Genomic DNA, 12,611 nt, shown 5'->3' with positions numbered 1-12,611 from the left:
GGAACGCGCTGCCTCAGCGCAGCACGAACGGCGCCGTGTCGTGCCACGGGTTGACGCGCACCGGCGGTGTGAGGCCCATGTGCCCCTCGCGCAGCAGCGCCGCTAGCGCGTCGACGCGGCCGACCGAGTCGGGCCAGTCCACGCGTCGTGCGCGGTTGTGCGGGTGCAACAGATCGGCGTGGCGCACCCGCAGGAACGTCGCCAGCCAGCGGCGCTCGGAGACCGCGCGGCCGGGCAGCGCGTGCAGGCGCCGGCGGGTCCGGTCGATGAGCGCCGGCAGCCCGTCGGGGTCCTTCTCGACCCCGTGCTCGATCGCCGTGTCGTAGAAGATCGCGATCGCCAGCGGCGTCGTCAGCCGGGCGGCGGCGGCCATCACCGTCGCGGGCGTGTAGTACAGGACGTTGACGACCTGATCCTGTGCGGCGCGGAACGTCGCGTCCTGTGCGGCTTGGCGCCAGTCGGCGACGAAGTCCTGGCCGAGCCCGCTCGTCCTCGCGCTCCCGGTCGCAGCGCGGTCGCGCAGGACCGGCAGATAGTGAGCGAGTGGCGTCTGCGGATCGCTGTCAGCGTAAGTCTCCACCGTCATCAGCATGTCGCCCGTCGCCGAGCAGAACCCGGCCCGGCCCGCGGTCAGACCACAGCCGTCGTGGAGGTTCTCGATGTACCCGTACTGCAGGTGCGTCGAGCTGTTCTCGAAGACGCTGACGAGCTCGTCGGCGACCCGCCGCTGCGTCGTCGTCAACGGATCGGCGGACGCCGCGCCGCAGAGCACGCACGCCGCGACCGTCGCCGCCATCATCCACCGGATCCATCGGGCCATCACCCGTAGTATCGGCGCAGCGGCCGAAAACCTGCGGTCTTCCTGACGGGTCGGACATCCGGGCGCCTTGTGGCAAACGGCACGACCAAGGCCTGCAGGGGGACCTCGCCGAGGTAGCGCGTGTCCTTGTTGAGCACCGCCGCGCGCTGGCCGAAGCCGCCCTCGCTGCGGACCGCCTTGAGCATGTTCTGGAACATCTGGTCCGGCGCTGACGCCCTTGGGCGCCACGAACTTCGCGATCCGCTGCAGGAACGGGATGCCGACGTCCTCGGGCATGAACGGGACGCCGACCTCCGGCAGCAGGCAGCCGGCGTGGGCGGCGTCGGCGTCGTCCATGACGAGCGTGGCGTCGCGCCCGACGACCTTCATCATGGCGACCGCGTCGGCGTCGACGCCCTGGGCGACCGCCTCGGTGGAGTTGACCACCGGCTTGGTGATGACGACCTTGCCGCCCGGACCATGTCCTTGACGACCAGCTCGTACTTTTGACGCGGACGAGGTAGGCGTCGGCGTACTTTAGCTGTAGGGGCCCCTGTACGGAAATCTACGTACTGACGATCAGTTGCTCGCCGCCCCTGTTCCAGGCCTCGCGCTCAGGTTCGGCAAATCGATCAGCGAAGTAGTGTAGGGTGCCGCGGTCGCCGGTGCGCGGCGCAACGCAATGGGGATGATCCAGAACGACACGGCAAGGCTCCAACAGCTCGAGGAGGAGCAGGTGGTCGCCGAGCGTGATCGCTCGGACGAGTTGGGGATCTACGTGTTCGCGCTCATTTACGACTGGAAGCTCTGGGTCCACCGACGCGTCGAACAGGCCACCTTCACGGGAAGCGTCACCTATCAGCGCCGGACGAGCATCGATCTGACGATCCCATACAAGAAGACACCCCTCACCGCGCCGGGGGAACTGCCCATGTTCTGCCTCCCGCTGACGTTCGTTGTCAAGCGGCGCCTGCGCAAGTTCACCCTCGCCGACGAAGATGGCCGGACGTTGCCGCTGCTGACCCGTGAGGACAACGTCGCGATCTCGGCGGCGGTGCTCGTTGCCGCGGCACAAGCCGTCCGAGAGACCGACGAGCCCATCCCGGAACGGCTCCGCGATGACTTCGTGCGCCTGGCTGACGCGCCACGGGAGTCCGCGCAGGCCGCGCTCGATCGCGTCTTCGCGGTGCAGTCGTGGGAGATCGAGGCAACAAAGGAATGGCGGCGCGCCCTCCGAGCAAGCGACATGTTCCGGCAGGTGGCCGCCGATCTGAGCATCAACTTCCTTGTGCTCACGAAACTCACCGGCACGTTCGGGGAACGACGGGTGCTCAAGCTGTCCTACGAGGAGCAGGGGACCGTGCCAGCGATGACGGTGCGGGCCTCGCTGCGCAACGGCTGGGCGCAGAGGACGCGCATGCGCGAGCGCCGAAGGCAGTTCACCGAGTGGCGGGGACGCAGGCGCCACCAGCAAGACGTGAACCGATGGGTGCGCTTCGGAGGCCACACCCGGCTCATGGTCCAGACACGTGGACCGCGGCCGCTCGCCGACGTCCGGGTCGAGGTCTCCCGTTATGGGCAGCGCCGCTGCGCGGCGACGACCGGCAAGGATGGCTGTGTCGAGTTCGCGCTGCAGCAGGGCGCCTACGAGATCAGCGCGGGACCGGTCGACGGCGGTGGGCGGCCGGCGCGGGTGACCGTCGTGCTCACCGGCAACGGGCGTAAGGTCAAGCGCCTGAACTTCCCCGGGACGGCAAGGAATCGCACTGCGGCTGACGGAACGCTCCGCGACCTCTCGCACACGATCACCCGCAGCATCGGGTGGCGGTCGCGGCCCATCATCTTCGACGCGCCGGCGGTCGGGCACTGTCGCAGCTTCCACTTCGAGGTGGAGGTTCCCGACCAACTCAAGTTGACCACCGCACGTCTTGAGGCCACACGTCCGGTCGTCACGGCGCACCAGGACATCGATGCGCTCGAGCCGGACGTCGAGAATGTGGCCCAGCAACGCGCCCATCTGCACCTTGCGCTGGTGCCATCGAGTTGGACCGGAGAGGTGATGATCCGGGTGCGTCCGCGGGCATCGTTCATCGTCCGCGCCGGCTACGGGAGCTCGCTCGTCACGACGCTGCTGCTCGCGATGACCTGGAGGTGGTACAGAGACCTCACCGGCGTCGTCGGATCGATCGCAACCCTGCTGTTGTTCGTGCCCGGCGGACTCTCGGCGTACGTGGTAGGCAGCGGCGAGAGTCCCCTTGCGACCAGCGTCGCGTTCGGGATGAGGCTGTTGGCCGTCGGTGTGGGAGCACTCGCGTTGACCGCCGCCTCGGTGATGATCTTCGCTCGCGAGTGGGTGGTCACGGGCAGAACCGTCGTCCTCGAGCCGTACGCTGGAGTCACTGGCTGGCTCCTCGGCGGCACGACGGTCCTCAGCGCCATCATCACTCTGATCTTCGCCAACACCTGGATTCAGACCCGTCGCCTCAAGGAGCAGCGCGATTAGGGTGTCCAGACGCGCCTATTTGGGCTTTTGCCGCATGGATCGGCGGTCGAGCACGTTCTTGGGGGATGACCGTCACCCGTCGCGCGTTCGCTGGGTGGGCGCATCGACCCAGTTGGCAGGGGGAAGTGCCCACGCAGAACGCTTCCACGGGCCTAGAATCAACTGTTGCATGAGGAGCTTTCGGTGAGCGATAAGTCGCAGAGCGGATCGAACGGCAACGGCAATGGTTCGAATGGGACGAGCGCCGCGAATCTCGACACGGCCATTCGGCAGCACATCGCGACCCAGGTCGCCGACCACGGCGCCGCGGAGACCGGCTACACCCACATCCCGTCCGTGATCGTCCGTTCGGCAGAGGGTGTGACGGTGTTCGGCGGGGTCGAGGACGACCACGAGCGCAGGATCGGCAAGTGGCTCGACCGGCAGATCGAGGGTTTTTCTGGTAACCAGAACGAGGCTCTAGAGCCGTCAAAGGCCGAGGCGACGCCGACGACCGATGCGCCGCCGCCGGCCTGAATCAGGCTGACACGTCCTCGTGTTTTGATGCCGTGATCTGGGTGTCGCTGGTGACGGTCGCCAGCGCGACGGGGAGGATCTCCGGTCGGCTCACCGCGATATAGCCCGGCATCGTTCGTGACTCCTGGCTGAGGTCCAGCAGCTCTTCGTACTCGCGCATGAGGTCCCTGGGGCTGCCATCGCACATATGTACCTGCCCACCTGCGATTTCGAGCGCCATCAGCGCGGCGAGGTCCCACGAGACGGTTGGCCGCGGCTCGTAGATCCAGCCGAGGTGGTCGAGAATGAGGTTAACGACCGCCGGGTTGCCGGCGCCGACGGTGAAGATCGAGATGTCCTCGACCTCTCTTGCCGGGCTCGCCCAAAGGTCCTTGATCTTGTCTGCGTGGCCCGGCCGCGCTGCGACGGCCGCCATCGCCTTCAGGTTCCCGGGAAGCGGTGTGGACCCGTCGCGGACGTACCGCATGTTCGGCGCGCCGAACGTGCCGGGCACGTCGATGACGACCTTCTCCTCGGATTTCGCGAAGGACACCATGCCGGTGGGCGTGACCGTCATGTGTGCCATCACGGCGAGGTGGCCGTTCGTGCGGACGCGGCTCACGGTGATCGACGTGCTGAACGCCTGTCGCAGGTACTTGAACGGGTCGGAGCCGTCGATCGCGTCGCACTCGACGATCAACTGTCGCGGCTCGAGCCGGTAAGCCGGGGGCGCAGGCGACTCCTCCCCGAAGTAGAGGGTGTCGGACCCGAAACGCACGCGGACCTGCTCCTTGATGTGGCGGTCCAGTTCGACGTCTTCCTCGATGGCGGCCTGCCCGTGATGAGCATCGAGTGTGAAGACATGGGCTCGCGGGCCATCGCCGACGCGGGCGCGATCGACGTACTGCTGGGTCAGTCGTGCGCACGAACGGCCGATGGCCACCAACTCCTGGCGTACGACTTCGTCGTGCCCGAACTCAGAGGTGCCGGTCACACCCCTCTTCCGGATTTTCATACATCCTCCGGTGTCTCAGTCAGGTCTTTCGATCGGGCAAGCGAGAAAAGCCCGGGAGGACTGAGAACTGAGACCGCAGTTTCGCGACACACGCGAGTGCAGTTGATCGCAGTCTCACCCTCCCGGAGCCACAGCGGGCACCAATTCACGGCGAAGCGTAGCGACAGCGTCTGGCGCTGTCGAATGGATATACGAGGCGTCGCCCGCAATCTGTACACAACATCGTTTGAATTCGAGATCGTTCGCCAGCGAACCCAAACGACGGCAATCGTCCACGGCCCAGAACCACGCCGGGCCCGAAGCGATCTTCGGGCCCGATGCGGGAATTGGTGGTGCTGGGCGAGCTCCGCTCGCTCACCTCGACCGACCGGTGGCGGCTGATCCTGGCTCGGGTCAGACTGCCGGTCAACTGAGGTGCCGCGGAGCCTAGCGCGCGTTCCTGGCGTCCGCCAGCCGTCTAGGCCAGTGGGCAACATGATCTACATAAGGAGTCACCGACGTGACGCGCGTCAGTCCCGCCCTCTCGAGCGCCCGCTCGTCCTCGTCGGGCGCGCGACCAGCCACAGCTGGTCGGGGCGGTGCTCGTCCATCGCGGTGCGGGCGTCGTCGACGGGGAGGTCGGGCAGCAGCTCGGGTGGCCGTGACCGCATCGCGATGCGCTGGATCTCGTGGGTGGAGGACAGGCGGTCGACCAGCCGGTCGGTGACCCCCGCGACGTAGGCGTCGTGTGTCTCGATCAGGAGGGCTGCGCGGCGGAGGCCGGGGATCCGGGTCGGGTCGATCATGGTGTCCTCGGCGCCGTCGATGTCGCAGATCACCAGCGGGGCGTCGGCGCCGACGCAGAGCTCCTGGATCGCCGAGTGGGTCGCCGTGCCGCGAACCTCGACGCGGACGCCGTTGGCCGCGGCCATCCGCGCGGTCAGCCAGCGGGCCGAGCGTCGGGTGTCGAACGCGACCACGCGCGTCTCGGGAAGCCGGCGCGCCAGGCCGACCGCGTAGTAGCCCTCAGCGGAGCCGAGGTCGATGACGACGTCCGGCGTCGCCGCGATGAGCTCCTCGGTCGCGTCGGCGACCTCGAGCTCGTAGGTGCCGGCGAGCTTGGGCAGGAGCGGTGAGACCGAGACGTCGGTCACGTAGCGCAGGCCGGCGAAGGGGCCTTGGCGCACGGTCTGGTCCGGCGAGAGGCGGCGGGCGATCTCGCGCTCACGCCGGACCGCGTCGCGGTAACGCCCACGCGTCAGCGCGAGGGCGGCATGCGCCGCAGGAATGCCGACCACGGGGACCGCGTCCTCGATCCACCAGCGCAGCTTCCTCGATCGATGAGCGGACGTGCGGTTATCGGGCATCTAAGAGCACACCGCCGGCCGACCGCACCGGTGGGGAGCTGGAGCGTAACAGTCGTCGGGTCAGCCCGCGTCGGGCACGCGAGCGCTGACGATCCAGGCTGACGCCGGCGCGACGATCTCGCCCGCCGCGGTCTGGTACTCGCCGGCGAGCGCGAGCAGGTCCTGCTCGATCAGCGGGCGGACGCGGTCGGCGTCGTCGCCGGCCAGCCGGACGGTCTCGGCGGCGGGCCCGAGCGCAAGGGCGACCTCGACGGCCTCCGCGGGGTCCTGGCCGACGAACATGTCGATGTCGACACGGCGGAACGTCATCTGCTCGAAGCCGGCGGCCTTGAGGACGTCGCCGGTCGTGTCGGCGTTGGCCATCGAGAACGGGCCCGGGCCGCAGGTCAACGCTTCGGACTCCTCGGCGTTGGGCTTGGGCACGTGGCGATCGACGACCTCCTCGGAGCGATACATCCACTCGTTGTCGAGCTTGCGCCGCCAGACGACCATGACGAGCGTGGCGCCCGGGCGCAGCGATTGGCGGACGTTGCGCATCGCTGCGACGGGGTTGGCGAAGAACATCGTCCCCATGCGTGCGAAGGCGTAGTCATAAGGGCCGCTCAGCGCCTCGGTCTGCACATCGGCAACGCGGAACTCGACGTTCTCGACGCCGGCCGCCGCCGCTTCCTCCTGGGCCGCTTCGATGAAGCGCTCGGCGGCGTCGACCCCGACGACGTGGCTCTCGGGCCCTGCGACAGACGCAAGCTGCTGCGCGGTGTCGCCGAAGCCGCAGCCGATGTCGAGGATCCGGTCACCGCTCCGCGGAGGCTGGCCGGCGATCGCGACATCACCAAACCGCTTCAGCGCCACCACGAAGATGTGCCGATACTGGCTGAAGCGGTCGAAGAGCACCGTGTTCCAGGCGGCCGTCGCCTCGTTGTTATCGACGTAGACCTTGTCAGCCATGGCACCGAATATACGCCGACCCGAGAGCCGTTCCTAGGGGCGCGGCCAGCGGTACGCTGCTTCCCGGGCACCGCCAACGCCACGACAACCTCATAAGGGGCAGACATGCCGAAGCCGACCATCGTCCTGGTTCACGGAGCATGGGCCGACGCGTCCAGCTGGAATGCCGTAGCGACCGAGCTGCAAGGTCAAGGCTTCACCGTGCTCGCCCCGACGAACCTGCTGCGAGGGGTGGCGATCGACGGGCCGTACATCTCCTCGTTCCTCGCACAGCGCACCAGCGGTCCCGTGGTCCTCGTCGGCCATTCCTACGGCGGCTTCGTCATCACCAACGCCGGAGCCGACGGTGGTGACGTGCGAGCGCTGGTCTACGTCGACGCGTTCGTCCCCGAGGAGGGCGAGAACGTGTTCCAGATCCTGGGAGGTTCCGGGTCGGCGCTGGACGTGCCCGATCCGACGACCGTGCTCGACATCGTCGGCTACCCCGGCGGACCCGACGGTGACGCGGAGGCCTTCTTGAAGCCCGACACGGTGCACAACTCGTTTGCCCAGGACTTGCCCGAAGCGGATCGCTGGCTGATCGTGGCGGGTCAGCGGCCGATCACGTTGAGTGCCAACACCACGGCGTCCGGCGCGGCGGCGTGGAAGGGCCTGCCGAGCTGGGCGGTGGTGGGCACCGAGGACCGGGTCATCCCGCCGGACACGCAACGCCACATGGCAGAACGCGCAGGCGCAACGATCAGCGAGGCGCCGGGCTCACACGTCTCGATGGTGTCGCATCCTCAGGTCACCATCGACGCGATCCTGGCCGCCGTGGCCGGTATCGGGGCCTGATCCGCGCCGCTGGCGGACATGACTGCCGCTGACGTGGCGCGTGGCGCCATGCTCAATGAGGAGGAGTTGTGGCGGGAGATGGTCCGCTGGTCGGGTGGCCTGATCCACGAGCAGGACGGGCTGCTGTTCGTCGCGGGACCCAGCAACTACCTGCGTGTTGCGATCCGGATGGACCCGGGTGTCGATGCCGCCACGACGTTGCGCCGCGCCGGGGAGTTCTTCGACGCATCCGAGGGTGGTCACATCGTGCTCGTCCGCGAGCCCGATGACATCGATCTCGCGCGCGCCGCGCGCGCCGTCGGTACGTCCCGGCGTGGACCGAGCGTCCGATGGCCCTCCACACGTCACCTGACCTGTCGCCGCTGACCGAGGACATCGACGTACGCGTCGTGTCGACGCCGGACCATGTCCTTGATTACGGAAGGGTCGTCGCCGAAGCCAACGATGACCCGGGCGAGCGCGAGCGAGCCGGCTTGCTGTTCCACGACCGCACGATCCTCGTACCGCACGTCGCGGCGCTCGTTGCGTACGTCGATGGCGCGCCGGCGTCCTGTGCGATGACGCTTGTCAGTCACGGCGTCGCCGGGGTCTTCTACGTCGCGACGGTCGAGCGTGCTCGGCGACGCGGTCTTGGCGATGCCCTGACGCGCGCCGCCGCTCGCGCCGGATTCGAGCTCGGCGCTCGTGCAGCATGGCTCGGCGCTTCTGGGATGGGTGCGGAGCTCTACCGGCGCATCGGGTTCTCGGATCTCGGCACGACCATCGTCGAATATGAGTCGCCGGCGATCGGCGAGCTCAGCGGCGCTTGAGCTTCACGTGCTTGGTGATGGTCGTCTTGTTCCCGGCGATCGTGACGATGACCGTCAGCGTCGTCGTCGTCGTCGCCGTCGTTCGGAGACCCGTGGCGCGACGGTCTCGGAACTCGATGAGTGATTCCATGTCGAGAAACTCCGACCCGCTCCGCTCACCACGTGAACGGCCCCGACAGGCGCGGCCCACGACACCAGGAGACCACCATGCCCAAGTACCTGCTCCTCAAGCACTACCGCGGCGGCCCGGAGCCGCATCATCCCTTCCCCCCGATGGACCAGTGGGCCCCCGAGGACGTGGAGGCGCACATGGCCTTCCTCAGGAACGTCAGCGAGCAGCTCAAGGAGAACGGCGAGTACGTCGGCGTGCAGGCGCTCACGCCCGCGCAGACCTGGGTGCGCTACGGCGGCCCGGACGCCGCGCCCGTCACCACCGACGGTCCGCACCCCGAGACCAGCGACCTGATTGCCGGCTGGTACATGATCGACGTCGAGTCGCGCGAGCGCGCGCTCGAGGTCGCGGCCTACGTCTCCTCCGAGCCCGGCCCTGGCGGGGGGCCGCTGTACGAGTGGATCGACGTCAGGGAGATCATGTCCGGGTCGTCCTCGGACGACTGACCCGGCGTGACCGGCGAGCCGACGCGAGGGCTGGACGAGGGCGCGCTGCGCGCTCTCGTCCCGCGGGTGCTCGCGAGCCTCGTCCGACGCGGGGAGGACTTCGACGCCGCCGAGGACGCGCTGCAGGAGGCGTTGTTGGAGGCCTTGCGGGTGTGGCCCGAGCACCCGCCGCGCGACCCGCAGGCGTGGCTGGTGACGGTCGCGACCCGTCGGCTCGTCGACGCCCGCCGCAGCGAGGCCGCGCGTCACCGGCGCGAGGAGGCCGACCACGCCGAGCCGCGGTCGGCCGGGGTGGGCGGGGCCGATTTCGGCGCCGAGGGCGATGACACCCTCTTCCTGCTCTTCTGCTGCTGTCACCCCGACCTCGCGCCCGCCTCCCAGGTCGCGCTGACCCTGCGCGCCGTCGGCGGCCTCAGTACCCGCGAGATCGCCGACGCCTTCTACGTCCCTGAGGCGACGATGGCCCAGCGGATCAGCCGGGCCAAGCGCATGATTGCTGGCCCGCCCGCCCGGCGCCTGGACCAACCCGGCGACCTCGCCGTCGTCCTGCGCGTGCTCTACCTCGTCTACACGACCGGCCATACCGGGGGACGGATCGATCTGGCCGGCGAGGCGATCCGGCTCGCCCGCCAGCTCACCCTCGCCACCGAGGAGCCGGAGGCGCGCGGGCTGCTTGCGCTGATGCTCCTCAACCACGCCCGCCTCCCGGCGCGCTTTGACGCCGAGGGCCGGATCGTCACGCTCGACCGGCAGAACCGCGGCCTGTGGGACGCCCGCGAGATCGCCGAGGGCGTGCGCGTCCTGCAGTCGGCGCTCGCCATGCAGACCGACGAACGGCGCCCCGACCGCTATCAAATCGAGGCTGCGATCGCCGCCCTGCACGACGACGCGGCAAGCGCCGAGGAGACCGACTGGCCGCAGATCCTCGCCTGGTACGACGACCTCGTCGCCCTCACCGACGACCCGGTGCACCAGGACCCCGCCGCGGTGCTCGGCCGCGCGGTCGCCGTCGGCCACGCGCTCGGCGCTGCTGCCGGGCTGCGTGAGACCGATCGGTTACATCAAGTGCTCGGCGATCGTCATCGCTGGCACGCCGTCCGCGGCCACTTGCACGAATTGGGCGGCGATCTCCCTGCCGCCGCCACGGCCTACGCGGATGCTGCCCGCCGGGCCACGGACGTCACCGAGCGCGACCACCTGGTTCGTCAGGCGGCCCGCGCACGGGCGGCCGCGCTGTGACGGGGCGGCTCAGCCCTTCGACAGGGTGATGGTGCTCTGGAGGTTGACGTCCAGCGTGCAGGTCTGGCCACCGCCGCCGCAGTCCGAACTGAAGGTGTGCTGGAAGTTGACGGGGAGCGTGACCGACGGGTCGTCGGGCAGGTTGACGCTGGGTGCCCAGGCGTCGTACCACTGCTGGTCGAACGCGTCGCCCGGTTGCGAGAGGGCCTCGGGCGGCTCGAAGAAGAACAGGCGGTAGTACGCGCAGTCGCTCCCGTCTGTCGTGTCGCTGGAGACCAGGAACGTGCCCCATCCCGGGACGCCGCCGGTCTGGACGTACCACGTCTTGGGGGCGGTTCCGGTGAGCGGGGGCGGAAAGACCGTCGTCGTGTTGTAGTACTGGTCGGGCGCGGCCGGCGGGCTGAGCGTCGCGCTGCAGGAGGGCCCGTTGTCGCGGACCGAGCTGAGCGAGCCATTGAGCCGCGAGAACGTCCACTGCGTGGCGCCGACGGCCCACCCGTCGCGCGTCGCGGTGCGCGACTCGGACCAGTCGGCGTGGAAGGTCTGCACGACCGCGCCGTTGTACAGGGTGTTGGTGGCGTCCTCTGACCCGGAGTAGGTGATGGTGATGAGCCCGGAGGGCGTCGGGGCCGGTGGCTGCGGGACGGGCGTCGTGGGCGCGGGCGTCGTCGGACCCGGCGGGGTCGGAGCGGGCGGCTGCGGGTCCGGCTTGCAGTCGCGCTGCCCGACGCCGTGGCCGACGCGGCGCAGGAGGTCCCCGACGTCGTCGATGCTGCTGTCCTTGTCGCCCGCGGTCCGGATGTGGTCGATGACCGCGCCGGTCTTGCCGTCGGTGACCGTGATGTCGACGATGGGCTTGCCGTCGGCGTCGACGGTCACCTTGCCGGTCACGACGCGGTCGGGCTGGGACTGGTCGACGGTGAGCCGCGTCTCGGTCCGGCCGTCGTCGGACCACTGCTGCTCGCGCGCACGGGCTTCGGTGACCTGCTTGGAGATGTCGAGCAGCTTCTCCTTGCTGCTCTGGCATTCGGGGAGCAGGCCCTGGACGAGCGGGTCGATCGCGTTGCCGCCGTGCATGCCAGAGCCCGTGGCGGTCGTCACGGGGATCCCGCCGATCCCGACGCTCCCGTCGCCGGTCGCGGCTGCCCGTGCCACCGCGCGCAGCGCGGCGCGCTTGGCCTTCAGCGGCGGGTCGCCCGGCAGGTCCACGGTCTGGTCGCGCTTGCCGAGCGCCACGACGTTGCTGGACAGGAACCGCGAGCGCCCGCGGCGCAGGTCGCTCGCGCGCCCGATCAAGATGTATGTGCCGGTCGGCAGCGCCAACCGGTAGCGGCCCTTCGGCGCCGCGACCGTCGCGACGATGGCGCCGGAGTTGGCGTCGACCGCGGTCACCGCGCCGAAGACGTTCTTGGCCGGCGTCGGCCACCGGCTCAGCGTGCCGTGCAGGATGGGCTTGGTCGCGGCGCCCGCGGGCGCCGCGAGCAGCGCCAGCGCTGCGAGGAGCGCGAGCAGCAGATGGCAGGAGCGGGTGATCGGCATCGCGCGGGAGCTTATGGCGCGGTGCGCCTGCGGAGGCCTATACGGACAGCCGGGGATGGCGTGCGATCGCTGGGTTCAGACGGTCGGCGGCCCGGCATGTGCCGGTGGTGCCGCTGATGGGGAACGTGCGCGGTGCCCCGATGGGTTGCTGGTCCGTCGGAGCCCGCGCATCTCATACTTGACTTTGCCGAAACGTTGGCGTTACATTGCGTTCAGCTTCGAGAAACAGCCATGTACCTGTCGTGTGCGGCAGGGGGTCGGCTGTGAAGCGGGAGGCCTAGGTCGAGCTCCGCCGGAGTCGGGTCGGCCTAGGGCACATTGCTGGAGGAGATGTTGTGGGTCTAGGAACGATGGACACGGCCGCTGACGCGGCCGTGATCGCTGGTGCGCAAATGCAGCCGCCCAACCGCGGCGCCGAGGGTGCCGCCCTGAACTTGTCTCGCCCTGCCGAGGCACAAGCTGTTTC

Annotated in this window: 15 protein-coding genes; 8 read left to right on the top strand and 7 right to left on the bottom strand. The window is 69.2% G+C overall.

Going from position 1 to position 12,611, the window contains the following annotated elements; translation table 11 throughout:
- Nucleotides 1-13 precede the first annotated feature (13 nt).
- Nucleotides 14-820, bottom strand: coding sequence for a chitosanase (locus tag VGO10_RS05275; protein ID WP_327465902.1), 807 nt, complete (start codon nucleotides 818-820; stop codon nucleotides 14-16).
- Complete coding sequence (locus tag VGO10_RS05270; RefSeq protein ID WP_327465900.1) at nucleotides 820-1,005, bottom strand: hypothetical protein; 186 nt, start codon at nucleotides 1,003-1,005, stop codon at nucleotides 820-822. The genes VGO10_RS05275 and VGO10_RS05270 overlap by 1 nt, the downstream gene beginning before the upstream one ends.
- Between VGO10_RS05270 and VGO10_RS05265 the strand changes: the two genes are divergently transcribed.
- The 3 genes from VGO10_RS05265 (at nucleotide 998) to VGO10_RS05255 (ending at nucleotide 3,818) form a co-directional block, all read left to right on the top strand.
- On the top strand, nucleotides 998-1,309 hold the full coding sequence (locus VGO10_RS05265; protein ID WP_327465897.1) for a hypothetical protein: 312 nt from the start codon (nucleotides 998-1,000) through the stop codon (nucleotides 1,307-1,309). The two genes, VGO10_RS05270 and VGO10_RS05265, sit on opposite strands and share 8 nt — an antisense overlap.
- A gap of 499 nt (nucleotides 1,310-1,808) precedes the next feature.
- Complete coding sequence (locus VGO10_RS05260) at nucleotides 1,809-3,302, top strand: hypothetical protein (protein WP_327465895.1); 1,494 nt, start codon at nucleotides 1,809-1,811, stop codon at nucleotides 3,300-3,302.
- Between the two features lie 165 nt (nucleotides 3,303-3,467).
- Nucleotides 3,468-3,818, top strand: a complete 351-nt coding sequence (locus tag VGO10_RS05255; protein WP_327465893.1) for a hypothetical protein — start codon at nucleotides 3,468-3,470, stop codon at nucleotides 3,816-3,818.
- 1 nt (nucleotide 3,819) lies between these two features.
- Here VGO10_RS05255 and VGO10_RS05250 read toward each other — a convergent pair whose 3' ends face one another.
- The 3 genes from VGO10_RS05250 to VGO10_RS05240 form a co-directional block, all read right to left on the bottom strand.
- Nucleotides 3,820-4,791, bottom strand: coding sequence for a hypothetical protein (locus VGO10_RS05250; RefSeq protein WP_327465891.1), 972 nt, complete (start codon nucleotides 4,789-4,791; stop codon nucleotides 3,820-3,822).
- 530 nt (nucleotides 4,792-5,321) lie between these two features.
- Entirely contained in the window at nucleotides 5,322-6,089 is a 768-nt protein-coding gene (locus VGO10_RS05245; protein ID WP_327465889.1) for a class I SAM-dependent methyltransferase, read from the bottom strand.
- Nucleotides 6,090-6,218: 129 nt separating this feature from the next.
- Nucleotides 6,219-7,106 (bottom strand): class I SAM-dependent methyltransferase, encoded by an 888-nt coding sequence (locus VGO10_RS05240; RefSeq protein ID WP_327465887.1) that lies wholly within the window; start codon nucleotides 7,104-7,106, stop codon nucleotides 6,219-6,221.
- Nucleotides 7,107-7,211: 105 nt separating this feature from the next.
- On the opposite strand from VGO10_RS05240, the gene VGO10_RS05235 reads away from it, so the two are divergent.
- Genes VGO10_RS05235 through VGO10_RS05225 form a run of 3 tightly spaced genes read left to right on the top strand, consistent with a single transcriptional unit; the run spans nucleotide 7,212 to nucleotide 8,749 of the window.
- Nucleotides 7,212-7,940 (top strand): alpha/beta hydrolase, encoded by a 729-nt coding sequence (locus VGO10_RS05235; protein ID WP_327465885.1) that lies wholly within the window; start codon nucleotides 7,212-7,214, stop codon nucleotides 7,938-7,940.
- An 18-nt stretch (nucleotides 7,941-7,958) separates the two neighbouring features.
- On the top strand, nucleotides 7,959-8,306 hold the full coding sequence (locus VGO10_RS05230; RefSeq protein ID WP_327465883.1) for a hypothetical protein: 348 nt from the start codon (nucleotides 7,959-7,961) through the stop codon (nucleotides 8,304-8,306).
- Nucleotides 8,270-8,749, top strand: coding sequence for a GNAT family N-acetyltransferase (locus VGO10_RS05225; protein WP_327465881.1), 480 nt, complete (start codon nucleotides 8,270-8,272; stop codon nucleotides 8,747-8,749). Before VGO10_RS05230 ends, VGO10_RS05225 begins: the two co-directional genes overlap by 37 nt.
- Here the strand turns inward: VGO10_RS05225 and VGO10_RS05220 are convergent.
- Nucleotides 8,736-8,879, bottom strand: coding sequence for a hypothetical protein (locus VGO10_RS05220; RefSeq protein WP_327465879.1), 144 nt, complete (start codon nucleotides 8,877-8,879; stop codon nucleotides 8,736-8,738). The genes VGO10_RS05225 and VGO10_RS05220 overlap by 14 nt on opposite strands.
- A gap of 77 nt (nucleotides 8,880-8,956) precedes the next feature.
- Between VGO10_RS05220 and VGO10_RS05215 the strand changes: the two genes are divergently transcribed.
- Together VGO10_RS05215 and VGO10_RS05210 are read left to right on the top strand one after the other, a co-directional pair.
- Nucleotides 8,957-9,367, top strand: a complete 411-nt coding sequence (locus tag VGO10_RS05215) for a YciI family protein (RefSeq protein WP_327465877.1) — start codon at nucleotides 8,957-8,959, stop codon at nucleotides 9,365-9,367.
- Nucleotides 9,368-9,373: 6 nt separating this feature from the next.
- Entirely contained in the window at nucleotides 9,374-10,606 is a 1,233-nt protein-coding gene (locus tag VGO10_RS05210) for an RNA polymerase sigma factor (RefSeq protein ID WP_327465874.1), read from the top strand.
- Nucleotides 10,607-10,615: 9 nt separating this feature from the next.
- Here VGO10_RS05210 and VGO10_RS05205 read toward each other — a convergent pair whose 3' ends face one another.
- Nucleotides 10,616-12,145 carry a hypothetical protein gene (locus VGO10_RS05205; protein WP_327465872.1) on the bottom strand — a complete coding sequence of 510 codons (1,530 nt, stop codon included), beginning with the start codon at nucleotides 12,143-12,145 and terminating at the stop codon, nucleotides 10,616-10,618.
- Nucleotides 12,146-12,611 lie beyond the last annotated feature (466 nt).

Origin of the sequence: Baekduia sp. (assembly GCF_035996765.1) — a bacterium.
GTDB lineage: Bacteria > Actinomycetota > Thermoleophilia > Solirubrobacterales > Solirubrobacteraceae > Baekduia.
The sequence above is the reverse complement of the archived record's forward strand: the minus strand, read 5'-3'. Positions and strand labels throughout refer to the sequence as shown.

Excerpts from the sequence above, each read along its gene's own strand:
- VGO10_RS05240 (WP_327465887.1), bottom strand. The coding sequence starts at position 7,106 with ATGGCTGACAAGGTCTACGTCGATAACAACGAGGCGACGGCCGCCTGG.
- VGO10_RS05235 (WP_327465885.1), top strand. The coding sequence starts at position 7,212 with ATGCCGAAGCCGACCATCGTCCTGGTTCACGGAGCATGGGCCGACGCG.
- VGO10_RS05275 (WP_327465902.1), bottom strand. The coding sequence starts at position 820 with ATGGCCCGATGGATCCGGTGGATGATGGCGGCGACGGTCGCGGCGTGC.
- VGO10_RS05225 (WP_327465881.1), top strand. The coding sequence starts at position 8,270 with ATGGCCCTCCACACGTCACCTGACCTGTCGCCGCTGACCGAGGACATC.
- VGO10_RS05230 (WP_327465883.1), top strand. The coding sequence starts at position 7,959 with ATGACTGCCGCTGACGTGGCGCGTGGCGCCATGCTCAATGAGGAGGAG.
- VGO10_RS05205 (WP_327465872.1), bottom strand. The coding sequence starts at position 12,145 with ATGCCGATCACCCGCTCCTGCCATCTGCTGCTCGCGCTCCTCGCAGCG.
- VGO10_RS05270 (WP_327465900.1), bottom strand. The coding sequence starts at position 1,005 with ATGCTCAAGGCGGTCCGCAGCGAGGGCGGCTTCGGCCAGCGCGCGGCG.
- VGO10_RS05215 (WP_327465877.1), top strand. The coding sequence starts at position 8,957 with ATGCCCAAGTACCTGCTCCTCAAGCACTACCGCGGCGGCCCGGAGCCG.
- VGO10_RS05220 (WP_327465879.1), bottom strand. The coding sequence starts at position 8,879 with ATGGAATCACTCATCGAGTTCCGAGACCGTCGCGCCACGGGTCTCCGA.